This is a genomic window from Stenotrophomonas sp. PA-6-5C, from assembly GCF_021605635.1.
In the GTDB taxonomy this organism is placed as follows: domain Bacteria; phylum Pseudomonadota; class Gammaproteobacteria; order Xanthomonadales; family Xanthomonadaceae; genus Stenotrophomonas; species Stenotrophomonas lactitubi.
This window is the reverse complement of record NZ_WKEE01000043.1, coordinates 12,412-36,985: the sequence shown is the minus strand read 5'-3', so window position 1 is coordinate 36,985 and position 24,574 is coordinate 12,412. Positions and strand designations below refer to the sequence as shown.

General features: G+C 65.0%; 16 protein-coding genes and 1 pseudogene. 8 read left to right on the top strand and 9 right to left on the bottom strand.

The features are described 5' to 3' along the window. Positions 1 to 102: 102 nt before the first annotated feature. Positions 103 to 879, bottom strand: coding sequence for a C40 family peptidase (locus GIW57_RS17240; protein WP_236512107.1), 777 nt, complete (start codon positions 877 to 879; stop codon positions 103 to 105). Between the two features lie 132 nt (positions 880 to 1,011). Continuing rightward, positions 1,012 to 1,551: a C40 family peptidase gene (locus GIW57_RS17235; protein WP_100461128.1), complete on the bottom strand. Its 540-nt coding sequence runs from the start codon at positions 1,549 to 1,551 to the stop codon at positions 1,012 to 1,014. A gap of 111 nt (positions 1,552 to 1,662) precedes the next feature. On the opposite strand from GIW57_RS17235, the gene GIW57_RS17230 reads away from it, so the two are divergent. The 7 genes and pseudogenes from GIW57_RS17230 to GIW57_RS17205 all read left to right on the top strand — a co-directional run bounded on the left by GIW57_RS17230 (position 1,663) and on the right by GIW57_RS17205 (position 7,281). Continuing rightward, positions 1,663 to 2,145 (top strand): peptidylprolyl isomerase, encoded by a 483-nt coding sequence (locus GIW57_RS17230; protein WP_025876084.1) that lies wholly within the window; start codon positions 1,663 to 1,665, stop codon positions 2,143 to 2,145. 99 nt (positions 2,146 to 2,244) lie between these two features. Then, positions 2,245 to 3,489 (top strand): DUF418 domain-containing protein, encoded by a 1,245-nt coding sequence (locus GIW57_RS17225; protein WP_236512105.1) that lies wholly within the window; start codon positions 2,245 to 2,247, stop codon positions 3,487 to 3,489. Positions 3,490 to 3,552: 63 nt separating this feature from the next. Continuing rightward, positions 3,553 to 3,695: pseudogene (locus tag GIW57_RS23815) on the top strand (amino acid dehydrogenase); the annotation flags it as partial. After that, positions 3,692 to 5,050 carry a glutathione-disulfide reductase gene (gorA, locus tag GIW57_RS17220; protein ID WP_100461122.1) on the top strand — a complete coding sequence of 453 codons (1,359 nt, stop codon included), beginning with the start codon at positions 3,692 to 3,694 and terminating at the stop codon, positions 5,048 to 5,050. The pseudogene GIW57_RS23815 and the gene gorA, both read left to right, overlap by 4 nt. A 207-nt stretch (positions 5,051 to 5,257) precedes the next feature. Then, positions 5,258 to 6,178, top strand: a complete 921-nt coding sequence (locus GIW57_RS17215) for a DMT family transporter (RefSeq protein ID WP_236512103.1) — start codon at positions 5,258 to 5,260, stop codon at positions 6,176 to 6,178. Next, positions 6,085 to 6,513: an MGMT family protein gene (locus GIW57_RS17210; protein ID WP_236512101.1), complete on the top strand. Its 429-nt coding sequence runs from the start codon at positions 6,085 to 6,087 to the stop codon at positions 6,511 to 6,513. Before GIW57_RS17215 ends, GIW57_RS17210 begins: the two co-directional genes overlap by 94 nt. Positions 6,514 to 6,606: 93 nt before the next feature. Continuing rightward, positions 6,607 to 7,281 carry a rhomboid family intramembrane serine protease gene (locus GIW57_RS17205; protein WP_176020047.1) on the top strand — a complete coding sequence of 225 codons (675 nt, stop codon included), beginning with the start codon at positions 6,607 to 6,609 and terminating at the stop codon, positions 7,279 to 7,281. Positions 7,282 to 7,462: 181 nt separating this feature from the next. Here the strand turns inward: GIW57_RS17205 and GIW57_RS17200 are convergent, their stop codons facing one another. Further along, on the bottom strand, positions 7,463 to 9,049 hold the full coding sequence (locus GIW57_RS17200; RefSeq protein WP_236512099.1) for an NAD(P)/FAD-dependent oxidoreductase: 1,587 nt from the start codon (positions 9,047 to 9,049) through the stop codon (positions 7,463 to 7,465). Further along, positions 9,046 to 9,528 (bottom strand): VOC family protein, encoded by a 483-nt coding sequence (locus GIW57_RS17195; protein ID WP_236512097.1) that lies wholly within the window; start codon positions 9,526 to 9,528, stop codon positions 9,046 to 9,048. The genes GIW57_RS17200 and GIW57_RS17195 overlap by 4 nt, the downstream gene beginning before the upstream one ends. 125 nt (positions 9,529 to 9,653) lie before the next feature. On the opposite strand from GIW57_RS17195, the gene GIW57_RS17190 reads away from it, so the two are divergent. Further along, positions 9,654 to 11,309 (top strand): SDR family oxidoreductase, encoded by a 1,656-nt coding sequence (locus tag GIW57_RS17190; protein ID WP_236512095.1) that lies wholly within the window; start codon positions 9,654 to 9,656, stop codon positions 11,307 to 11,309. Positions 11,310 to 11,436: 127 nt separating this feature from the next. Here the strand turns inward: GIW57_RS17190 and GIW57_RS17185 are convergent, their stop codons facing one another. From GIW57_RS17185 to GIW57_RS17165, 5 genes are all read right to left on the bottom strand, one after another. Continuing rightward, the gene (locus GIW57_RS17185) at positions 11,437 to 13,443 is read right to left on the bottom strand and encodes a M13 family metallopeptidase (protein WP_236512094.1); all 2,007 of its coding nucleotides are present in this window, start codon (positions 13,441 to 13,443) and stop codon (positions 11,437 to 11,439) included. Positions 13,444 to 13,615: 172 nt separating this feature from the next. Further along, positions 13,616 to 15,721: a M13-type metalloendopeptidase gene (locus tag GIW57_RS17180; protein WP_100461108.1), complete on the bottom strand. Its 2,106-nt coding sequence runs from the start codon at positions 15,719 to 15,721 to the stop codon at positions 13,616 to 13,618. A 190-nt stretch (positions 15,722 to 15,911) separates the two neighbouring features. Next, positions 15,912 to 18,902, bottom strand: a complete 2,991-nt coding sequence (locus GIW57_RS17175; RefSeq protein ID WP_236512092.1) for a TonB-dependent receptor — start codon at positions 18,900 to 18,902, stop codon at positions 15,912 to 15,914. A 480-nt stretch (positions 18,903 to 19,382) separates the two neighbouring features. Then, positions 19,383 to 22,244, bottom strand: a complete 2,862-nt coding sequence (locus GIW57_RS17170; RefSeq protein ID WP_100461104.1) for a TonB-dependent receptor — start codon at positions 22,242 to 22,244, stop codon at positions 19,383 to 19,385. Between the two features lie 184 nt (positions 22,245 to 22,428). Further along, positions 22,429 to 24,465, bottom strand: coding sequence for a prolyl oligopeptidase family serine peptidase (locus GIW57_RS17165; protein WP_236512090.1), 2,037 nt, complete (start codon positions 24,463 to 24,465; stop codon positions 22,429 to 22,431). Between the last annotated feature and the right edge of the window lie 109 nt (positions 24,466 to 24,574).

Here is a 24,574-nt window from a genome sequence, read left to right as displayed (position 1 = left end):
AACGCAGCATGCGTCGAGCAGCGGCCATCGCCGGCCCAATGAACCAACAAAAAAGCCGCTGCAGGGCAGCGGCTTGTCAGATCACGCGCGGACGGCCTCGAATCAGAGGTCGACCCGGCGGGCCTGCATGAACTTGTTGCCCCAGTAGCCACTGAGCAGGGTGTCGACGCGGACGTCCTTGCCGGTGCTCGGGGCATGCAGGAAGCGGCCATCACCCACATAGATGCCGACGTGGTCGACCCGGCCCTTGCGGCCGAAGAACACCAGATCGCCTGCGGCCAGGGCGGCGCGGTCGTTGATCAGTTCGGCATTGGCGTCATGCGCCATTTCACGCGAGACGCGCGGCAGCTCGATGCCCAGGGCCGAGCGGAACACATAACCCACCAGGCCGCTGCAGTCGAAGCCGCTGTCCGGATTGCTGCCACCCCAACGATACGGGGTGCCGAGCAGGGTCATGGCCCGGCGCAGCAGCGACTGCACCTTGCCGTTGTCGGCAGCGGTACCGACCACGACGCTGCCATTGGCGGCGCTGCTGGTGTCGTAATTGGCGAGGAGGCGACTGAGGTCACCGGCCACCATGGCCGAGCGGTCCATCAGGGGAATGGTGTCATTGGCGGCCAGGTGCGGCAGCAGGGCGGCCAGAGTGGCGCTGGCGGCGGCATCGGCGCGGCTGCGCTGCGGAGCGGTGGCGTCGGCCTTGGCGGCTGCGCGGGGGGCGGTCTCGGCGGTGCCAGCCGGGGTCGCATCGGTACGGGTGGGAGCGGACTGCGACCAGGCGGGAAGGCTGGTCAGACACAATGCCAAGCCCAGCAGAAGCGGGCGGACACTACGCGAAGAAGCGGCGGTCTGGCCTTGGCACGTCGGGTCGTTTGTCGTCACGCGTCGGTCACAAGGAAAAAAACGATGGGGCATCATGCCCTGTAAAAGCAGTAATAAGTTAAAAATTCCGTTAGTAAATCGTTAGTTGCGTGGTGATGACTGTCACAGTTTTGAACATATCGCCTGTTCATTTTAGCGAAGGACGCGTTTTGCCCCTGTGTAGTGGTCCTTCCAGTAGGGGCCGCTGAGCGAATCCAGGCGGACCGTTCCGCCGGTGCTCGGGGCGTGCACGAAACGGCCCTCGCCGACGTAGATCCCCACGTGACTGACATTGCCGCGGCTGCCAAAAAAGACCAGGTCGCCGGTCGCCAGGCGCTTCGGGTCGATCTTCGGCCCCTGGACTGCGGCCAGGTCGCGTGAGGTCCGCGGCAGCTTCAGGTCCAGCATTTCACGGTAGACGTAAGCAACCAGCCCGCTGCAGTCGAAGCCGGATTCAGGCGTGTTGCCGCCGTAGCGGTAGGGCGTGCCGACCAGGCTGATGGCGCGCATCAGCACCGAATTGGCGGCCTCGGGGTTGTCCGGTGTGGTGCTGGGCCAGCCTGCCGCAGGCGGTGGCGGTGTGGAACGGACGGCCTTGCCGCCGCCACAGGCGGTCAGCACAAGGGGCAGGGCGAGCAGCAGGGCGGGCGCGAGGCGCCGGCGCGTGCCGGACGAAACTGGCGTGATGTGCATGTTCTCCGGATAATGCGCGACCTTGGATTGGCCGTCATGATGGCGGCGTCCCCGCCGGGCGACAACCCGCCCCAACCCGCCTGCCTCCGGCAGATCCAGACAGAGTTGCGCATGAAGATCGAAAAAGACCGCGTTGTCCGCTTCCACTACACCGTCTCCGAGGCCGGCCAGGAGCCGATCGAATCGTCCAAGGACCGCGGCGAGCCGCTGGCGATCCTGATCGGCCACGGCAACATCATCCCGGGCCTGGAAAACGCCATGATGGACAAGGAAGCCGGCGCGACCTTCGACGTCGACGTCAAGGCGGCCGATGCTTACGGCGAGCGCCGTGATGGCCTGTCCCAGCGCGTGCCGAAGAAGCACTTCGGTACCGCCAAGCTGGTCCCGGGCCAGCAGGTCGTGCTGCAGACCAACTTCGGCCCGCGTGCCGTGACCGTGCAGAAGGTCGGCATGAGCGTGGTCGACGTCGACCTGAACCATCCGATGGCCGGCAAGGACCTGCATTTCGATGTCGAGATCGTCGACGTGCGCGAAGCCGGCAAGGAAGAGCTCGAGCACGGCCACGTCCACGGCGACGGTGGTCACCAGCACTGATCGCGTTGCGATCGTGATGGCAGCAACGGCCCGCTTCGGCGGGCCGTTGCGTATGTGGAACAGGACAAGGCCATCCATGGTCCGCAGGCCGGCGGCATAATGACGGACCTGCACGCCGGATGCCCCGTGAACACCGCTTCCCCTTCCCTGCAACCGGTGGCTTCCGGCGAACGCATCGCCCTGCTGGACATACTGCGTGGATTTGCCCTGCTGGGCATCCTGCTGATGAACATCGAGGCCCTCAGCGGACCGCTGGACCTGGCCTTCACCGGCATCGACGCCCATTGGCAGGGCATCGACTACTGGGCCGATGCCTTCGTCTATGTGTTCGTGCAGGGAAAATTCTTCACCCTGTTCTCGCTGCTGTTCGGTGCGGGCTTTGCGGTGATGGCCCAGCGTGCTGAAGCGGCGGGTCGCCAGTTCACGCCCTTCTACCTGCGCCGCAGCGCCGGGCTGCTGCTGATCGGCCTGTGCCACGCGCTGCTGGTCTGGTCGGGCGACATCCTGGTGCTGTATGCACTGGCCTCGCTGCCGTTGCTGGCCTGCCGCGAAGCACCGCGCAGCTGGCTGCCGTGGATGGGTCTGCTGGTGTATGCACTGGGTATCGCGCTGATGCTGCTGGTCGGCATGATGGTATCGATGGCCACCCCGCAGGACCTGCAGAAGATGCTGGTCGACGCGCAGCAGGGCATCGACCAGCAACGTCTGGTGTACGGCCAGGGCGACTGGATGCAGGCCAACGTGCAGCGCCTGCAGGAGTTCGGCGCGTCGCTGGGTGGCATGTTCATTGCCGGACCCGAAGTGCTGGGCATGTTCCTGCTGGGCGCCTGGTTCGCTGGCAGCGGCGCATTGACCGCGCCAGAGCGTTTCCCGCGGCTGTACGCCGGCCTGCGCTGGGTCGCGCTGCCCCTGGGTCTGCTGGTCACCCTGCTGGGCGTGGTGTGGAAGCCCTATCTGGTGCCGGGTGTCTATGATCTGCCGACCACCACGGCAATGGCACTGGTGGCCGCGGGCGGCGTGCCGATGTGCCTGGGCTACCTGGCGTGGATCGTGCACTGGCGTGCGCGCCTGGGCTGGTTGGCGCCGGTCGGCCGGATGGCGCTGACCCACTATCTTGGTCAATCGCTGGTCTGTACGTTGCTGTTCTATCACTACGGGCTGGGGTGGTTCGACGCAGTGCCGCGTGCCTGGCAGCTGCTGTTTGCCTTGCTGCTGTTCGCTGCGCAGGTAATCCTCAGCCAACTGTGGCTGCGCCGTTTCCGCTTCGGTCCGATGGAATGGTTGTGGCGTGCGATGACATACCGGCAGTGGCCAGCGATGCGCCGTGGGGCCGCGCAGGGGTGATCGATGCAGGCCACGCACATCTCTTCCTGCGTGGCTGCGTGCATCGCCACGCGTGTCGCTGTACACCCTCACGTCTGGCCTGCAGCGGGCCATGGCATGCTCGCTGCAGCATGAGCGCCTGCGCCAGCCAGCTGCCCGTCGATCTTCTCTGCGGGCGCACGCCCGCCATCGATCCTGTTCCCTGTCGACCCGAGCGATTCCGATGAACACTCCCTCTTATGACTACGATCTGATCGTCCTTGGCGGCGGTTCCGCTGGCCTGGCCGGCGCCATCCGCGCTGCGCAGCATGGCAAGCGTGTTGCCCTGCTTGAGCCGGGTGAACTGGGCGGCACCTGCGTGAATGTAGGTTGCGTGCCGAAGAAGGCGATGTGGCTGGCGGCCGATCTGGCCGAGCGCATCGGCCTGGCCAGCGCGATGGGCTTCGACGTGGAGGCGCGCCCGGCGCTGTCGTGGAAAGAACTGGTGATCCATCGCCAGGCCTACATCAGCAACATCCACACCAGTTATCACAAGCGCCTGGATGAAACCGGCGTTGTGCGTATTCCGGCCCGTGGCCATCTGCTGGATGCGCACACCGTGGCGTGCAGTGACGGCGTGCGGTACAGCGCCGCGCAGATCCTCATCGCTACCGGGGCGCATCCGCAGCGGCCCGACATTCCCGGCGCCGAACTGGGCCTGGTGTCCGACGATTTCTTCGACCTGCGTGCGGCACCGGCCGAGGTCGCGATCATCGGCGGCGGCTATATCGCGGTGGAACTTGCCGGGCTGTTGCAGGCGCTGGGCAGCAAGGTGAGCCTGCTGGTGCGTGGTAGTCGCCTGCTGGAGCGCTTCGACTACGAGTTGACCGCGCAGCTGGCCGAGAACCTGCGCCAGCAGGGTGTCCGCATCCACTTCGATTACCGCCTGCGTGAGTTGAAGCGCGACGGCGAGCGCGTGCGCGCTTTCGGCCATGATGGCCCGATCGACAGCGTGTTCGACGCCGTGTTCTTCGCGACCGGCCGGCGCGGCAACAGCAGGGATCTGGGCCTGGAGGCGCTGGGTATCGGCATCGGCGAGCACCAGCAGGTGGAGGTGGACGAGTGGCAGACCACGGCGGTGCCGAGCGTGCATGCGGTTGGTGACATCGCTGGCAAGGTCGGGCTGACGCCGGTTGCCGTGGCTGCATCGCGTCGTCTGATGGATCGTCTGTTTGGTGGCCGCCCGGACGCGAAGATGGACTATGACAACGTGGCCAGCGTGGTGTTCTCGCACCCGCCGCTGGGCGCAGTGGGCATGAGCGAGGAAGACGCACGTGCGCGTTTCGAGCAGGTGACGGTGTACCACAGCCGGTTCCGGCCGATGCTGCAGGCACTGGCCAACGGCACCCAGCGCAGCCTGTTCAAGATGGTGTGTGCCGGGCCGGAAGAGCGTGTGGTCGGCGTACACCTGCTCGGCGAAGCGGCGGATGAGATCCTGCAGGGTTTCGCGGTGGCGGTGAAGATGGGCGCGACCAAGGCGCAGTTCGACGATACGGTGGCGATTCACCCGACGTCTGCTGAAGAAGTGGTGTTGATGCGCTGAGCCGACACTCACGGTAGTGCCGGCCGCTGGCCGGCAACCTCTGTTGGTAGGTGTCGACCTTGGTCGACACGGTAGATCCACGCCATGCGTGGATCCGGAGTTGTAGTGGGCATGAACGAACATCGGATCGTTCGCCCGGAAGTGCCATGAGACAATTGGAAGCTATCCGGCTCCTTCCAGCCGCCCGTGCGGCCCGTTTTCTTCCTGATGTCTACCTCTTCTCCCCGCCTCGCCACCACGTCCCCGCGCATCGCTCTGGGCGGCATCGGCCTGGCTGCGATCGGCGCCATTGCCGCCTCGGGCAAGGCCATCATCGTCAAGCTGGGGCTGCGCCATGGCGTGGATGCCACCACGCTGCTGGCCCTGCGCATGCTGATGGCGCTGCCCCTGTTCGCGCTGATGGCGGTGTGGGCGTCGCGCCGTGCGGAGCGACTTTCCTGGGCTGACCGCGCACGCGTGCTGTGGCTCGGCTTCACCGGTTACTACCTGTCCAGCCTGCTGGATTTCCAGGGCCTGCAGTACATCAGCGTGACCCTGGAACGGTTGATCCTGTACTTGAACCCGACCCTGGTGCTGCTGATCAACGTGCTGCTGGCGCGGCAGCGGCCGGGTCGCTGGCAGATCGGCGCGCTGGTGCTCAGCTATCTCGGCGTGCTGATCGCGTTCGGCCATGACCTGCAGCGCGAAGGTGGGCAGATCATTCTCGGCAGCCTGCTGGTGCTGGGCAGTGCGCTCAGCTATGCGCTCTACCTGTTCGGCAGCGGCCAGATGGTCGCCCGAATCGGTGCGGTGCGTCTGACCGCCTACGCCAGCTGCGTGGCCAGCGTGCTGGTGCTGCTGCATTTCACCATCACCCATCCACTGCCATTGCTGTGGCAGGCCCCCGCCGCCGTGCAGTGGCTGTCGCTGATCAATGCGACGGTCTGCACCGTGCTGCCGGTGCTGGCGATCATGCTGGCGGTGCAGCGCGTCGGCTCGTCGCTGGCCGCGCAGGTGGGTATGCTGGGACCGGTTTCCACCATCGTGATGAGCCTATGGCTGCTCGACGAACCGATGGGGCCGGCGCAGATCGTCGGCACCGTGCTGGTCCTGCTCGGCGTACTGCTGGTGACGCGGCTGCGCCGCTGACGCCGGAGCAGGCGCGTGCGCGCATCCTGGCGGTGATCCATGCGATTCCACCGGGACAGGTGATGGGCTACGGCCAGGTCGCGATGCGCGCGGGCCTGCCCGGACGCGCCCGGCTGACCGCGCGCATCCTCGGCCAGAACGAGGATCCCTCGCTGCCCTGGCACCGCGTGCTGCGCTCGGATGGGCGCATCGCCATGGCTGAAGGTTCGGCCGGCTGGCGCGAACAATCGCAGCGGCTGCGGGCCGAGGGTGTCGTCGTGGAAAACGGCCGGGTGCGGATGCCGGAGGCCGACCCGGCGGCGGCGCTGGATGCGGCCGTATGGGGTCCGGGCTGATCGCTGCCTGCGACTGAACGGGCGAGCGTCCGCTCTGGTCAAAAAGGGCCGGTGCTGCGGCTATGATGGAGGCCGTTCCATGCCGGTGCCCCCATGTTCCCGCGACTGCCAACCGTCACCAAGGCCCTGTTGATCGCCAACGCGATCCTGTTCCTGCTGCAGCAGCCGTTCCTGCTCGGCATGCAGACCTTCGAGCCGTTCATGCTGCAGCCGCTGCAGCAGGGCTTCGATGCGTTCTCGCCGGGCGGCAACTTCCAGCCCTGGCAGCTGCTGACCTACGGCTTCCTGCATGGCAGCTTCGGGCATCTGTTCTTCAACATGCTGGCTGTTTTCATGTTCGGTGCGCCGCTGGAGCAGACCTGGGGCGAGAAACGCTTCCTGCTGTACTACCTGGTGTGCGTGGTCGGCGCCGGCCTGTGCCAGTTGCTGGTCGGCACCATGCTCGACAACCCGGCCACGGTGCTGGGCGCTTCCGGTGGTGTGTTTGGCCTGCTGCTGGCCTACGGCATGCTGTTCCCCAACCAGCGGGTGATGCTGCTGTTCCCGCCGATTCCGATGAAGGCGCGTACGTTCGTGATCCTGTTCGGCGTGGGCGAGCTGGTGCTGGGCATGACCGGCTGGCAGCCGGGCGTGGCCCATTTCGCGCACCTGGGCGGCATGCTGTTCGGCTGGCTGCTGATCCGCTACTGGCGCGGCCAATCGCCGTTCAACAAGCGTCGTCCCCCCGGCCCGCCGAAGCGCCCGAACCATCTGCGCAGCGTGAAGTGAGGCGCTACGCGCCTCGTTTCACGCGGGTAGGTGCCAACCTTGGTTGGCACGCTTTGACGCCGGTAGATGCCAACCTTGGTTGGCAATCATCTCTGCCACGTTGTGCCAACCAAGGTTGGCGCCTACCAACAGCGGGCAATGCAGGCGGCGGGTTGTACCCACATCCACGCATGGCGTGGATCTACTGGTCCTGCAGCACCACCTGCGCTGCATTGTGCCCGGGTGCACCGGTCACCCCGCCGCCCGGATGCGTGCCCGCGCCGCACAGGTACAAACCGGGCAGGGCGCCGCGATAGCCGGCCTGGCCGACCATTGGCCTCGCCGAGAACAACTGGTTGGCACTGAGCGCGCCGTGGAAGATGTCGCCGCCGATCAGCCCGAACGTCCGCTCCAGATCCAACGGTGAAAGCGCCTGTCGACCGAGCACGCTGTCGGCGAAGCCGGGGGCATAGTGATCGACGGTAGCGATCATCAGGTCGGCGACGGTATCCCGGTGGTCATCCCAGTGACGACCATCGGGCAGCTCCGGCGCCACGTGCTGGCAGAACAGGCTGGCCACATGCTGGCCGGGTGGCGCCAGCGAGTCGTCCAGTGTGCTCGGAATCAGCATCTCCACGATCGGCTCGCGCGACCAGCCATCGCGGCGTGCATCCAGCCAGGCACGGTCCATGTAATCCAGGCTGGGCGCCATGATGATGCCGGCACTGAGGTGGTCGCCCGGGCCAGGCAGAGCGCGGAAATCCGGCAGTCGCGACAGTGCCACGTTCATCCGGAACGTGCCCGAGCCGCAGCGCCAGTTCGCCATGCGTTCGCGGGTGGTGGCTGGAACCTGCGCAGGCTGCAGCAGCTGTTCGTACAGCAGCTTCGGATTGACGTTGGCCACCACGGCACGTGCGCGCAGGCTCTCACCGCCGGACAACGTGACGCCGACCACGCGTCCGTCCTCAACCTGCAGGCGCTGCACGCCGGCATCCACGAGCAGCTCGGCACCGGCCGCACGCGCGGATGCAGCGATGGCCTGGCTGATCGCTCCCATGCCACCGATGGCGTGGCCCCAGGCACCCTTGACCCCGTTGCACTGGCCGAACACGTGATGCAGCAGCACGTAGGCGCTGCCGGGCGTGTAGGGGCTGGCGTAGTTGCCAACAATGCCATCGAAGCCGAACAGGGCCTTGATCGGCTCGCTCTCGAACCAGCGGTCCAGGTATTCGGCGGCCGACAGGGTGAACAGATCCAGCAGTTCCTGCCGCAATGCCGGATCAAGTACGGCCAGCTCGCGCCCCAGCCGGCCCATCTGCCACAGCGCGGGCAGCGCGCGCCAGCCAGCCGTCACCCCGAGGTCGGGCGGCGGACGCAGCGCCCAGTCGCGCAGCACGTCGGCAAATACTTCCAGGCGCGCTTCATAGGCGGGCAGCGCCTGCGCATCGCGCTCGGAAAATTTCGCCACTTCCGCCTGGGTGCGGCCCGGTGCAGACAGCAGGTAGCGACCATCGGGCAACGGCAGGAAGTTGTTGGCCGGCCGCGCGACGATGCGCAGCCCGTGCGCATGCAGCTGCAGCTCCTCGATCACCTTCGGCTGCAGCAGCGACACCGTGTACGAGGCCACCGAGTTGCGGAAGCCGGGATGGAACTCTTCGGTGACCGCCGCACCGCCGAGTACACCGCGGCGCTCCAGCACCAGCACCCGTTGCCCCGCGCGCGCCAGGTACGCCGCACACACCAGCCCGTTGTGGCCGCCGCCAACGATGATCGTGTCCCACGTCGTCATGCGTTGCGGATCGCCGCGTCGATGGTGGCGATGTCGATCTTCTTCATCGGCATCATCGCGTTGAAGGCGCGCTTGGCCAGGGCCTTGTCCTTGCTGGTCACCGCTTCGATCAGCATGCGTGGGCTGATCTGCCAGGAGATACCCCAGCGGTCCTTGCACCAGCCGCATTGGCTCTCCTGGCCACCATTGCCGACGATGGCATTCCACAGACGATCGGTCTCGTCCTGGTCCTCGGTGGAAATCTGGAACGAGAACGCTTCGCTGTGCTTGAAGGTCGGGCCGCCATTGAGCCCGACACAGGGGACACCGCAGACCGTGAATTCGACGGTGAGGACGTCACCCTGCTTGCCGTCGGGGAAGTCGCCCGGCGCGTGATGCACGGCGGTTACTTCACTGTCGGGAAAGGTCTTTGCGTAGAACGTGGCGGCCTCGAGCGCACCGCTGTCGTACCAGACGCAGATGGTGTTCTTGTGAGCCATGGTGGGGCTCCGCAGTGGACGAAGGCGCAGCGATAGCATGGGCCGTGTTAATGCCGGATCGTGCTGCACTGCGGAAGCCGGCGGCGTCGCGCTACCATGGGCAGACGACACGACAGGGACGATGCGTGAAGATCCTGATTCTGGGTGGATATGGGGTGTTCGGGGGGCGTCTGGTCCGCTTGCTGGCGGACCTGCCGATGCTGGAACTGCTGATCGGTGGCCGCAACCTGGTGGCGGCGCGGGCCTTCTGTGCAAGCTACGTGGGGCAATCGACACTGCGCCCACTGCAGGTCGACCGGCAACAGCTGGCCACGGCTCTACAGACCGAGCGGCCGGACCTGGTGGTGGATGCCTCCGGTCCTTTCCAGGACTACGGCGAACACCGCTACGGCGCGATCGAAGCCTGTATTGCCGCCGGCATTGACTATCTGGACTTCGCCGACGCGGCGGACTTCGTATTCGGCGTTTCGCAGTACGACGCGCAGGCCAGGGCGGCCGGCATCTACGTGCTGTCGGGCGTCAGCAGCTTCCCGGTACTGACCGCCGCGGTGCTGCGCGAGATGGCCACGCACATGGATATCGTCAGCGTGGAAGGGGGCATCGCGCCATCGCCGTATGCCGGCATTGGTCTGAATGTGATGCGTGCGGTCGTCGGCTATGCCGGTGCACCGGTGAAGCTGCGCCGCAACGGTCGCGATGGGCACGGCATCGGCCTCGCCGAAAGTCGCCGTTTCACTGTCGCGGTGCCGGGGCGGCTGCCGTTGCGCAACCTGCATTTCTCCCTGGTGGATGTGCCCGATCTGCAGGTGCTGCCACCCGAACATCCGACGATGACCGACATCTGGATGGGGGCTGGCCCGGTGCCGGAAATCCTGCATCGCGTGCTGAACCTGCTGGCCAAGGCGCGTCTGCACCTGAGGCTGCCGTCGCTGGAGCCGTGCTCACGGTTGTTCTACACCGTACTGAACCTGATGAAGTTCGGCGAACATCGCGGCGGCATGATCGTACGCGCGGTGGGCACCCGAGATGGCGCGCGCGTCGAACAGAGCTGGCACCTGCTGGCCGAGGCAGATGACGGCCCGTACATTCCGTCGATGGCGATCGAGGCGGTGATCCGCAAACAGTTGGCTGGCGATCGGCCGGCGCCGGGTGCGCGTGCGGCCACGCATGCACTGGAACTGTCCGACTACGACCGGCTGTTCGAAGGGCGCACCATCCATACCGCTCTCCGCCGGGACATGCCGGGTGCCAGCCTGTACCAGCGCCTGCTTGGCAGCGCATACGCGCAACTGCCGGCCAGCGTACAGGCGTTGCACGCACCGTCTGCAGCCAAGCGCTGGAGCGGCACGGCATCGGTCGAACGTGGTCGTGGACTGCTGTCGCGGTTGCTGGGGAAGGTGTTCGGCTTTCCCGCAGCGGGTGAGGGTGTGCCGGTCAGTGTGGAGTTCAACCCGGAGGCGGGTGGTGAGCGTTGGACGCGGACTTTTGCCGGCCGTCGTTTCTCTTCGTTGCAGACGCAGGGGCAGGGGCGCAACGAAGCACTGCTGGTCGAGCGCTTCGGCGTGATCTCGGTGGCGTTGGCGCTGCTGGTCGACAACGGGCGGCTGCAGCTTGTGCCGCGACGCTGGTCGATCCTGGGCATGCCGTTGCCGCGCGCGCTGCTGCCGGGGGAGAACAGTTTCGAGCATGAAGTGGACGGGCGATTCGTGTTCGACGTGGAGATTGGTGCGCCGGTGGTGGGGCGGATCGTGCATTACCGGGGAACGCTGGAGCCGGGTTGATGCCCATCCACGCCTGGCGTGGATCCACCCCAGGCAACGGCAGTAGATCCACGCCATGCGTGGATGGCCAGAACCACGAAAAAGGGCGCCCGAAGGCGCCCTTTCCGTTACGGCTATCGCATCAACCTCAGCGCCAGATCTTGATCTGCTCGGCGTCGGTACGCTGCATCGGCTGACCCGGCTTGCAGCTGAAGCTGGTGCCGAACGCCGGCAGGTTCGACAGCGGGCCGTTGGTGCGCCAGCGACCGGGTGCGCGAATGTCGGCAGTCAGGCGGCGTGCGGCCTCGTTCGGCGACAGCTGCTGCGGCCACAGCGCGGCCCAGGCGCGGAAGAAGCCCTGCTGCTGTGCCGGCTTGGCCTTCGGCTCCTGCGCGGTGTAGGCGGCCCAGGCCAGTTCCAGGCCAGCGATGTCGGCCAGGTTCTCTTCTTGGGTCAACGTGCCGTTGACCTTGGCTCCCTTTACGCCGGGGAACTCGTAGCCGCCGTACTGCGTGGCGACACGGCTGCCGAGCAGGGTCCAGGCGGTCTTGTCGGCCGGCGTCCACCAGCTGCGCAGTTCGCCCTTGGCATCAACCAGTGCACCCTTGGCGTCGATCGCGCGGGTCAGCTCGTGGCCGACCAGGCCGCCGAAGCTGCCGAACTTGTCGGCGGCATCGGCCTTGGCGTTGAACACCGGGCCCTGCAGGATCGCGGCGGTGACGATCAGCCGGTTCTGCGCCAGGTCATAGGCCAGCGACGGCTGCTGCGGCAGCACGTCCCAGCGGCGGTCGGCGTTGCCCTTGCCGATGCGCTTCATTTCCTCGCGGTGACGCCAGGTCGAAGCGATCAGCATGTTGCCGCCGAACGAACCACGGCCCATCGGCTGCACGCTGTAGTCCAGGTCGCGCAGCGGGGTGCCGATCTCGATCTTCAGCGCGGCCAGCTTGGCCTGCGCTTCGGTCTTGGCCTCGGCGCTCATCCAGCTGTTGTTCTTGACCGCCTCGATCTGCACTTCGCGCACCTTGTCGACGATCCACGCCGCCTGGCGACGGTCTTCGGCGGACAGGTAACGCGCGGCGTATTCGCGGCCGACCATCGGGCCAGCGGCCACGTTGATTGCGTCCAGCACGCTTTCCCAGCGCTGCGGCGGCAGGGTCTCACCACGCAGCACGCGGCCACGGAACTCGAACTCCGCATCGCGGTACGCCTTGGACAGGTACGGCGCCATCGAGTCGCCCACGCGCCAGCGCAGGTAGGCCTTCCACTGGTCCGGCTTGAGCTTGCTGACCATGCCGTCGAGCTGCTTGAACAGCGCCGGATCGGCCAGCGACACCAGGTCATCGTTGACGCCCTGTGCCTTCAGGAACGCATCCAGCTGCAGGTTGCGATAGCGGCTGTTGAGGTCCTTGGTGGAGATCGGCGCGTAGTTGTTGAACGGGTTGTTGATGCCCGCCAGCGACTGCGCGTTGCGGGCCAGTTCGGTTTCCAGCGCGATCACCGCCTGCGACTCGGCGTCCAGCTTGGCGGCCGGGGTGCCGGTGAGTGCCAGGATCTGCTTGACGTAGTTGCGGTAGCGGCCCATCAACGCAACGGTGTCGGCGTCGGTGCGGGTATAGAAGGCCGGATCAGGCAGGCCCATGCCGCCCTGCATGAAGTAACCGATGTGGCGGTCCAGCGCCTTCAGGTCCACGTCCGGACCGAAGTTGAAGGCCACCGGGATGCCGACCTGGTGCAGCGCGGCGATCGAGGCGGGAATGTCCTTGGCCTTCTTGATCGCGTTGATGCGGGTCAGCAGCGGCGCGATCGGGTTGGAACCATCGGCCTCCACGGCCGCTTCGTCCAGGCCGCTGGCCCAGAAGTCGCCCAGCAGCTTCTGCACGTTGCCCTGCGGCGCCTTCATCGAGGCGTCCAGCAGTTCACGCTGCTGCTGCCGGCTGCGGTCGACCAGCTGGCCCAACGCGGTGGCGGCACCGGTCTGCGGCACCGGGTTGGCCTTCAGCCAGCCCGCGTTGGTGGCATCGTAGAAATCGCTGCACTGCGCACTGACGGCCGGGGCGCGTGCGGCCTTCTTCTTGGCGGCGAACGCATCGTGGGTCGGAACCAGGGTCGCCAGGCTGATGCCCAGGGCGATGGCAAGCGGACGGAAGTTGGGCATGTAGAACGAATCCGTGATGGATTGAGGGCGGGCGAACTATAGCAAGCCGGGCAGGGTGGGAGATGCATGCGCTGTGACGTCTGCAGCGACGCAGATGATCTCCACCGCGCGGAAACACAAAGGCCCGGGAAATCCCGGGCCTCTGCAGGCAAACCGTGGCCTCAGCCGTGGCTTACCAGATCACCACCTGCGAGTCGCCGGTGCGCGACATCGGCGTACCCGGCTTGCACTGGAAGGCCGCGGTGAAGGTCGGCAGGTTCGACGGCGCACCGATGGCGCGGAACTGCGCCGGCGCGTGCGGGTCGGTTGCCAGGCGGACCTTGGCATTCTCCGGGGTGTACTTGGTGCGCCACACGGTAGCCCAGTTGAAGAAGAAGCGCTGATCGCGGGTGAAGCCATCGATCTTCGCGTCTTCCTTGCCGGCCGACGCCTTCTGCAGTGCGTCGTAGGCGGTGGCCAGGCCACCCAGGTCGGCGATGTTCTCGCCCAGGGTCAGATGGCCGTTCACGGCCTGGCCGTCGACCTTGTACTGATCGAACTGCTTGACCAGCTTGCCGGTCAGTCCAGCGAAGTTCTTCGAATCGGCTTCGGTCCACCAGTTCTCGAAGTTGCCGGTCGGCCCGAAGCGGCTGCCCTGGTCGTCGTAACCGTGGGTCATTTCGTGGCCGATGACCGCACCGATGCCGCCGTAGTTCAGCGCGTCGTCGGCCTTGGCATCGAAGAACGGCGGCTGCAGGATGGCGGCCGGGAACACGATCTCGTTCTGCAGCGGGTTGTAGTAGGCATTGACCGTCTGCGGGGTCATGCCCCATTCGGTCTTGTCCACCGGCTTGCCGATCTTGGCCAGGTTGTACTGGTAGTTGAACGCGGTGGCTGCGCGCACGTTGCCCAGGTAGCTGTCGCGGTTGGTCTGCAGGCCCGACCAGTCACGCCACTTGTCCGGGTAGCCGATCTTCGGAGTGAAGGTTTCCCACTTGGCGATGGCCTTGGCCTTGGTCTCTTCGCTCATCCAGGACAGGCCCTGGATGCGTTCCTTCAGCGAGGCGGCCAGGTTCTTCACCAGCTCCTCCATCTTCGCCTTGGCTTCCGGCGAGAAGGCGACCTTCACGTACAGCTGGCCGAAGGCTTCGCCGGCATCGCTCTCGATGGTGCCCAGCACGCGCTTCCAGCGCGGCTTCTGTTCCTTCTGGCCATTGAGGGTCTTGCCGTAGAACTCGTAGTTCTCCTGCACGAACGCATCAGCCAGGTACGGCGAGGCGCCATCCACGGTGTGGAAGCGCAGGTAGGCGCGCCACACCGACGGATCGGTGTCGCCCAGCGCCTTGCTCACTTCCTGGTGGAAGGCCGGGATGGCCAGCGAGAACTTCTCCGGCGCGGCCACATTCTGCGACTTGAAGAATTCGGTCCAGCTGAAGTTCGGGGTCAGCGCGTCGGCCTCGGCCAGGCTGACCGGGTGGTAGTACAGCGAGACATCGCGCGACAGCTCGACGCTGGACTTGGATGCCTTGGCCAGGCGGGTCTCGAACTTGACGACTTCTTCAGCCTGCTTGGCAGCATCGGCAGCGGCCACGCCGGACAGTTCCAGCACCTTGGCCACGTGGGCCTGGTAGGCCTTCAGCTTGTCTGCCTTGGACGCGTCGGTATAGAAGGTCTTGTCCGGCAGGCCCAGGCCGCCCTGGCTGGCGTAGGCCATGTTCACGGCCGAGTTCTTGAAGTCGGCTTCGGCGCCGAAGCCGAACAGCACGTTCTCACCCTTGGCGGCGCTGGTGCGCAGGTAGTTGGCAATGGCGGCCTTGTCCTGCAGGCCATCGATCGCAGCCAGGTCGGCCTTCAGCGGCTCGATGCCCTGGGCGTTGACCTTGGCTTCGTCCATGCCGGTGGCCCACAGGTCGCCGACGATCTTCTCGATGCCGGCCGGGTTCTTGACCTGCGCGACCTGCTCGGCCAGCTGGTGCTGCACGGCCACCGAACGCTCGTCGAGGATGGTGAAGGCGCCCCAGCTGGTGCGGTCGCCCGGAATCTCGTTGGCGGCCAGCCACTTGCCGTTGACGTAGTCGCCGAAGGCATTGCAGGCATCCAGGTTGCTGTCCAGATCGCTGGCCTGGAAGGCGTTGTAGGCCGGCAGCTTGCTCTCGTCGAGCTTGTAGGTGGTGGCGGCGTCGGCCGCGGCCGGCGTGGAGGCGGTGGCATCCTTTGCCGGGGTTTCGTTCTTGCCGCAGCCGACCAGCGCGGCCGAAACGGCCAGGGTCAGCAGCACGATCTTGGGAGTACGGGTCACTTGAATGGCCTCCAGGCCGAGTGAGTCAGGGAAGGGCCGGGGGAACGGCCGTGGGCCGAACAATACGCCGCCGGCCCGCACTGCAAGGGTGTCGAAGGTCATGGCCGGGCGCAAGGGGGCCTCGCCGGCACCGGAAAAAGGCAGACCCGGCAAAAGCCGGGTCTGTCGAGGTTCTACATCTGTTGCCGCATCAGAACTTGTAGGTAGCACCCATGTACATGTAGCGGCCGATGTTGTCGTACATTGCCGAACCGACGTCGGAACCGAAGTAGTTCACCGGCGGGTCCTTGTCGAAGGCGTTGTCCACGCCCAGGTAGACATCGATCTTGTCGCCCGGGAAGCGGTAGCCGAACTGGAAGTTGTGGTAGACGTACGAGCCGTTGCGGATCGGGCTGGTCTGGCCCGGGTTGGCCTGGTAGCTCTTGGGCTGTACGCGCAGGTTGCTGCTCACGTAGTTCAGGTCCCACGACGCGCGCCACTGACCCAGCGAGTACTTGGTCTGCAGCGAACCGCGCCAGCGCGGGTCGGTCACCCAGGTGACGTTCTCGTCGTACTCGTTCGGGAAGTCCTGGAAGGCCCACTCACGCGACTGCAGCAGGCGCGTACCGACCAGGCGGATCACCGTGTCGCCCTCGGCCAGCTTGAAGCGGTAGTCCATTTCCAGATCGACGCCGACGCGGCGCGAGCGGGCCAGGTTCTCGTTCAGCGCAACCCAGCGGCTGATCGAATGCTCCGGGAAGGTACGGCCGCCCGCATCGGTCTTGCCACCGACCGGTGCGCGCTCGATGAAGCCGCAGAAGCTGTTGTTGATGCCTCCCGGCGAGTCCACGCAACGCGTGGCGTTGGTCTGCGCCGAGACGGCACCGATGGCGTCCTTCAGGCTGATCCACCAGTAGTCCACGGACATGCCGAAGCCCTGCAGGAAATCAGGCTGCCAGACCAGGCCATAGGTGAAGCTGCGCGCGCGTTCCTGCTTCAGGTTCGGGTTGCCGCCGCTGACGCCGGGGCGGTTTGCGGTGTAGGTATCGACCCAGCCCACCGGCACGCCCAGCGCCGAGCAGTTGGCCTGGCGCAGGGCCGGATCAGCTGCCGTATTGGGGCGGTTGGAATTGGTGGCCAGGTAGTTGCAGGGATCGTTGACGGTGGCGAAGTTCTCGCTCTGCGGGTTGTACAGTTCGCCGATGCTCGGCGCACGCACCGCCTGCGACAGGGTGCCGCGGGCACGCAGGGACGGAATGATCGTCCAGTCCAGGCCGACCTTCCAGGTGGTGGTCTTGCCGATGCTGCTGTAATCGGACCAGCGGCCTGCAGCGTCCATGGTCAGGTTGTAGATGCCCGGGATGTCGGCCAGCAACGGCACGGTAGCTTCGACGAACGCTTCGCGCACGTCGTACTTGCCCATCCGGTTGGGGATCGCGTTGAGGAAGGTCAGGCCCTGCGCTGCCAGCGGATCGGTGATTTCACGGCTCTTCTCGCGGCGGTATTCCACGCCACCGGCCACGCCGACGTCGCCTGCCGGCAGGCTGAACAGCGAGGCGTTGGCCAGCGAGGCGCTGAACACCGACTGCTGCAGGCGCGAATAGTTGAACGACCTGACGTTCATCCAGTCCCGTGCGGCCTGGGTCACTGCACCGTTGCCGAACACCGAGAACGGTACGCAACCCTCGCGGGCGAACTGCGAGTACACGCGGTTGCCGTTGTTGGGGTTGGTCGCGTTCGGGTTCAGCGTGGTGCGGCAGACGATCTGGCCGGTGGCCGGATCGACCACGGTGTCCAGGCCTGCCTGCCAGCGCTCATTGATACGGTTGTTGAGGTTCCAGCGCTTGACTTCGCTCTGGCCCCAGTTGCCATACACGTCGTAGGTCCAGTTCTCGGTCAGGTTGCCCTCCACGCCCAGCACGAAGCGCTGGGTGTTGCGCTCAACGTGCTCACCACGCTGTCCGGCATCGACGTTGAAGCGGCTCAGGGTCAACTGGCTGGCGCCGTTGGCGACCATCAGCGCGCGCAGCTCCGGAGAAACATAGGCATTGTCGCGCTGGATGCGCAGGGTCTGGTCGAACGACGGCTGGGCCAGGAAGTCCGATACGGTCTCGGTGTACTTGCCTTCGAAATACAGGCGATGGTTGTCGGTCAGATCGAAGTTGACGACCGTATTGACGCTCTTGCGGTCGAAGCCGGGCTGCAGATCGGCAACCGAATTGAGGTCGGCGAAGTCGCAGTTGACGCAGCTGGTGGTGCTCGGCATCACGCCGTCATAGCGCTGCGGGCGATAGGTGCCGTCCGGATTGAACTGGTAGCGGTTGCCCCAGGTCGCCTTGTTGGTGGGCGAGAACGCACCCAGCGTGAAGGTGCCGCCGAAGGAGATCGAGTGGTTGCCACCCGGGCCGCTGAGCACGGTCTGCGGATTGCTTTCGTTGGAGGGCTTGGTCGGGTCGTAGTTGGGGTTCGGCACCGATACCAGGAATTCGTTGCCGATGGCGCGGTCGCTGCGGACGAAACGGTCCTGCTTGCTGTACTCCAGTGCGATCGCCGCGCTGCCGCGGCCGTTGGCGAAGTCGGTGCCCGCCGAGGCGCTGATGAAGGAACGGTTGAAGCCGCCTTCACTGGCCATGCCGGTCTGGGCGCGCACTTCGGCGCCGTCGAACGACTTCTTCATGATGAAGTTGACGACGCCGGCCACGGCATCGGCGCCGTACACGGCCGAGGCACCACCGGTGATGACTTCAACACGTTCGATCCACTCGACCGGGATCGTGTTGACGTCCACCGCCGAGGAGCCGGAGGTCGCGCCGACATGGCGGCGACCATTGACCAGCACCAGCGTACGCGAGGTGCCCATGCCGCGCAGGTCCATCAGGCCCACGCCGGCGGTGCCGATGAAACGGGTGGAATTGCCCAGCGTATAGGTCGGGCTCAGTGCCGGCAGGCGCGCCATCAGGTCGCCGATGTTGTTGGCGCCGGTGGCGCGGATTTCTTCGGCGGTGATGGCGGTGACCGGCGAGGGAGTCACGAAGCCGGTACGCGCGATGCGCGAGCCGGTCACGCTGACGCGGTCCAGGTCGATCGGGTTGCTGCCGGAGCTTGCCTCCTGGGCCAGAGCCGGGGCCGCGGCAGCCATCATCAGGCCGGCGAGCAGGGCGTTGGTCAGCGGGTGGCGACCGGGCGTGCGGTAGTGCGTCATCAGGTAAATCCCCCTAGTGGAAAGAGATCGACCACCTCCCTGTGTCTGTTATGTGGATGTTCATGTGTCGTCCTGACGTTAATCGAACCTAACACGCGCTTAACGGAAAAAGCATGGGTTCGTCACATTTCCTTGCGGAATAAGGGGTTTTTGACCATCAAATTGCAACAATTACAGTGTCTTAGTCTCAGTTGTGATAAGTGAACTTTGTTTTCTCTTCGCTTTATGAATTGGGTGTTAAGGGCGTCTTTGCGCAATCTGGCGGTTGGCGGGTGGGGCGCTTGCCTCAAGGAGAGGCGTAGCGAGGGCGCCAGACAGTTCCATTGATGCCGTTCTCCCTGCCTCTCTTGATCTTTCTGGCAGCCACTGCAAAGCCAGGCCACCGTCGGGCCTGTGATCAGGGGGAGGAGGAGGGGCAGGCCCGCAAAAGGAAAGGGCAGCTTGCGCCGCCCTTTCCGGGGTGCTGCTGTTACTGCTGGATCAGAACTTGTACTTCAGACGCACGAACGGGGTGCGGCCATACAGGTCGTACTGGGTGGCGAATGCGGCGGTGTTGCCGTAGCGAGTGCCTGCGCCGGTAGAGATCAGCGCCGGCTTGGTGTTGAACACATTGGAGATACCTACCAGCACTTCCCAATCGGCCTGCTTGTAGCTCAAGGAGGCAGTGTGGTAAACGCGGGCATCGGCCACGAGGTCACGGTACGAATCCGGACGGCCCTGATAGGTGAAGCGGGAATTGAGAGTGGTGTTCTCGGTCTTGCCGATGTACTGGGTCAACCAGTTGTACTCCCAGTCGCCGCGGGTCAGGGTCAGGCCCAGGTTGGCCACCAGGTCCGGACGACCGATCAGGCCAAGCTGATCCGACGATGCCAAGCCGCTGGCTTCTGCGCTGTCAAACAGCTGTGCAACGTCTTCCACGGTGTAGGTGACCTGGGAATCCAGGGCGAACTTGCCGAAGCCGAACTCGTGCTCCCAGTTCAGGGTCATGTCCCAGCCGCGGGTGCGCTGCTGGTTGATGTTCAGGTACTGGGCGTAGATGTTGCGGATCGAGTTGGCATCGGGACCGCTGGTCGGGTTGCGCTCCAGCAGGTCACAGTAGCGGTTCGGATAGGTGCTGGAACCGTAGCAGCCCGTGGTGATGTCCAGTGCGTTCAGCGAGGTGATCTGGCCGCGGATATCGTAGTCGAAATAGTCGATCGCCACGCTCAGGTCGGCAAACGAAGGGGTGAATACGATACCGGCGCTCTTGGCGCGGGAGGTTTCCGGAATCAGGTTGCCAGCGCCGCCACTGGTGTACACGGTGGCACTGGAGCCTGCGCCCACGTAATCGCCCGGGATGCCGGCGGCGCCGCAGTTTGCGCGGATGTTGGTGTTGTCGCTCTCTTCCCAGCGGATGCAAGGATCAATGGCGGTCTGGTTCTGGAAGCCAGTCTGGTTGCCCAGGTAAAGCTCGTACAGGCCAGGGGCGCGATAGGAGGTACCCACCGTACCGCGGATGCGCAGCGACGGGATGATCTGCCAGTTCAGGCCGGCCTTCCATACCTTGTCGCTGCCGCTGACGGAGTCGTACTTGAAGACACGGGCCGAGGCGTTGGCAGTGAGCGATTCGATACCGGTCACGCCCTTGACCAGCGGGATGTCGAATTCGACGAACGCTTCCTTCACCTTGTCATTGCCCTTGGTCACGTCAGCGGTCGACGCACCCCACAGGTCCTGATAGTTCTCGTCCGGCGTATCTTCGATGGAGTAGTAGCGGTATTCCAGACCAAACGCAGCACCGAGCGGGCCGGCCGGCAGGTCGAACAATTCACCGGAGAAGATGGCGTTGATCGTGGCCGTGTCGTAGGTGGTCTTGCCGGTCGCGGTGATGCCCAGGATGTCGACCAGCTCATCGACCTTGGCGCCGCTGAGGTAGCCCGGGTCGAAATAGTTCGCCGCTGGCGTGTCACCGGTGCCCGGACGCAGCAGATCGCCGGTGATCGAGTTGCGGATGCCCAGCGAACTGTACTTGCCGCTGGAGCGGCTGGCGTTGGCATTGACTTCCCAGCCCCAGCTGCCGGTGAACAGGCCGTCGAACTTGTTGGCCAGGTAGTAGTAGTTCACCTCGGTTTCCGAGGATGACTTGAACGGCAGCACCGGCTGCGCATAGCCGGTGCTGGTGCCCGGCGCTTCCACGGTCGGGAAGAACTGGCGCCACTGGAAGTTGTTGGTCTTGCGGTTGTTGTAGAGGAACTGGGTCTTCCAGTTGAACCCTTCGAAACCGAAGTCCGAAGCGAAGTACGCCGACTTGCGCTCCTGGCGGTTGATGATGTGGCTACGGCCCCAGCCATCGAAGTTCAAAGGCTCTTCGTAGTACGCCACCGGGCTGCCATTGGCGTAGGTCCGGTTGGCGCGCGGGCGGTAACCGGGGAACGGGCCGACGGTGCTGCCGTCCGGCGAGGGGATGTAGCGTATCGGTGAGTCGTACTCGTCGATGACGTTGATCAGCAGGTTGTTGCAGTTTGCCAGGTTGGTCCCTGCGGTGATCGAGCGATCTTCCCGGTCGATGCGATTGCCGTTGGCGTCCTTGATCAGGTCGTTGCCGCACTTCAGGAAATCGCGGTCACCGCGGGTCAGTTCGTTGTGGCGATACCACTCGACGGCGGCGACGATGCTGCCCTTCTCGAAGTTCCAGCCATTGGCCAGCGAGCCCTGGAAGACTTCACCGCCACCTTCGGTAGGGATGCGGCCGGTGACGGTCAGTTCCGGGCGCTCGAAATTCTTCTTGGTGATCAGATTGACCACGCCGGCCACGGCATCGGAACCGTAAATGGACGAAGAGCCATCCTTCACGATTTCAGCGCGCTGCAGAATGGCAGTGGGAATGACGTTCAGGTCGAACGCGCCGACCGCGCCGCGGGTACCCGCCGGGCCGGGGCGTTGGCCGTCCAGCAGCACCAAGGTGCGGTTGGCACCGAGGCCGCGCAACGAGAACGTCTGCACACCGGTGCCACCGTCTACGACGAAGCCGCCGAACTGATGGGTGATCTGGGTCTCGGCCGCGCCAATCGCGGACTTCTGCAGGAACTCGCCAACCGAGACCTGGCCCTGCGCTGCGTTGTGCTCGGTATCGATGGTGAACACCGGGGACGAGGTCTCGTAATCCGCACGTCGGATCAGAGAGCCGGTGACGGTGATCTTGTCAAGATCGGTTGCGCGCTGGTTGCGGGTGGAAGTGCTTGACGCCGTGGCTTCCTGCTGGGTGGTCTCCTGGGCCAGGGCCGGTGCGGCCTGCAGGCAGGCCAGCACAGCGAGAGTGAGCGGGACGCGGCTTGGCTTGATGTGGCGGGTGGCGTTGCGCATTTCGGTGTGATCCCCACTTGTTATGCTTCGGTTAATGGAGTGTATGGGTGGCGTAAAGTAAATGCAACATGAATGGAATGCTTTTGTAACCCATTGTTGCTTATGGAAAATTCAGGAAATTGCGCATGAAAAAACCCCGTCGGTTAACCGACGGGGTTCGTGTGCGGCCCAGATTGCGGCGGGTTTACAGGCCGCCTGGCCCGCAGTCCTTGCCCAGGAAATCGGCCATCAACGGCAGCGTCGCGCGATAGTGGCTCGGGTACCACGGCATGCTGTGCGGCATGTCGGGAATCAGCTCGAAGCGGGCCGGCACCTTGTCCTTCACGCCGTTGTAGAAGTTCCTGGCGTGGGAGGCCGGGGTGCGCACGTCGCGATCACCAACGAAGGTCAGCAGCGGAATAGCGGCCTTGGAGGTGTTCTGCATCGGGTCCATGCCCTTCACGGTCTGACCCTGCAGGATGCGCTGCAGACGGTTCTCGCTCCAGGAAACGCCAAGGCGGGCCAGATCGGTCACAGGCGCGCCTGCAATGGCGCACTGATAGGGTGATGGACTGCGCACCACTGCGGCGGCGGAGGCGAAGCCGCCGTAGGAGTAGCCGAAGATCGCGATGCGGTCCTTGGCAGCGATACCCTGCTGAATCAGCCATGCCGCAGCATCATCGTTGTCGTCCTGCATCGTCAGCCCCCATTGCTTGTCGCCGGCGATCCAGTGCTCACGGCCGAATCCGGTCGAACCCCGGTACTGGGGACGGATCACGGCGTAACCGCGCGAGGTGAAGAATGGCACCCAACCGGACGCATCCCAGCCGGTGTAGTCACGGGCCCAAGGGCCGCCATGGGGATGGACCAGCGCCGGCAGCGCCGCGTCACCGTTTTTCCAGCCCGCAGGCAGGTCGACGATGGCGGGGATCTTGCGACCATCCCGGGCGGTGTAGGTTATCCAGCGCTGTTCGCCGATCTGCTTGCCATCTACCCAAGGGCGTTCGCTGCCCAGCGTGGTGACCTGCTTCCGATCGATCAGGATCTGGTAGCTGGTGGGCGAGCTTGCGCTGTTGGTGGTGAACAGTACGCGCGAAAGATCGTCGTTGTAACCGCTGATGGCGATGTACTTGCCCGGATATGCCTGCTTGAGGCCGTCGTACAGGGCTTTCATCTGCGGATCGACGTAGACCGCTTCACGTCGGGGGCCGTCGACGTAGAAGCCCAGCACCTGGTTGAAGTTGCTCGGTTTGGTGCCCAGGATCAGGCCACCGATAGGATATTCCGGATGGGCCGCCAGCGGTTCGTTGTCGAACGCTTTGGTCGCCGGGTCGTACAGGCGCGCCTGCACCTGGTCGGAGAACTTGTCGGTGAGGATGTAAAGCTTGCCGCTCTGGTCATCGATGCCGACCACTTCCATGGTGTAGCGGTCGGACAGCCGGGTGGTGAGCGTTTCGTGCTTCTCGAACTGACCGCTGGCTTTGCTCTTGACCAGGATCTGCTGTTCATAGTCGTTGGAGCCCGCAGGCTCGATCTGCGTACGGGTCAGCAGTTCGCCGTTGCGTGGATGGAAGAGACCCGGCGTGGAGCGGGCGTCGCCACGGAACAGCAGCTCGGTCTGCCCGGTCCTGAGGTTGAACAGGTAGTAGCTGGCAGAGAAATTGGTCTGGTTGATCTGTGAAATGATTACCTTGTCCGGATCCAGCGGAAGCGAGTGCACCAGGGACGCTGTGCCGGCAAGCTCCAGGCAGCGTTGGGTCTGCTCGCTGATGCCAAGCTTTCGCGTGTTGTCGGCGAATGCTTCGTCGAACTTGGCTTGGCTGCTGTCGGTGAGAAAGGCCTTGGACAGGAAGGTTTTGGTCGAGCCGACTGAATTGCCTTCGCCGCAGCCGGACAGCTGCGCGGTCAGTTCCTGGCGACCGATGACGAGACTGCGGCCTGCCTTGAGTGCGCTGGCGGCAATGAACTTCATCCGATCACCGGACGGGGTGATCGCCACGGGTGCCGAGCCGGGGGTGTCCAGGTTCCAGTTGGCCAGCGCGGTGTCACCATTGTTGCTGCCTGGTGCGGCGATGATGGCAACCAACTGCTTGCCGTCCGGGCTCATGCTGACGGACTGGATTGACGGAATCCTGGCGAAATCCTCGACCGGGAGGGGCGCGGCGGAGGCGTGGGTGATGTGCAGGCCCACCAGCAATGCGATGGCGGTACCCAGATGGGCAGGTGTGAAGCGGGATTCCATGGTCATTGGTTCCTTGTGGCACGGCACGTAAATATGACCTGAAGATGAACGAAGGTTTGGTTTCCGTCAACTCGACGTGAACGGGGCCGGTCCTCACCGCTGGCCGCAA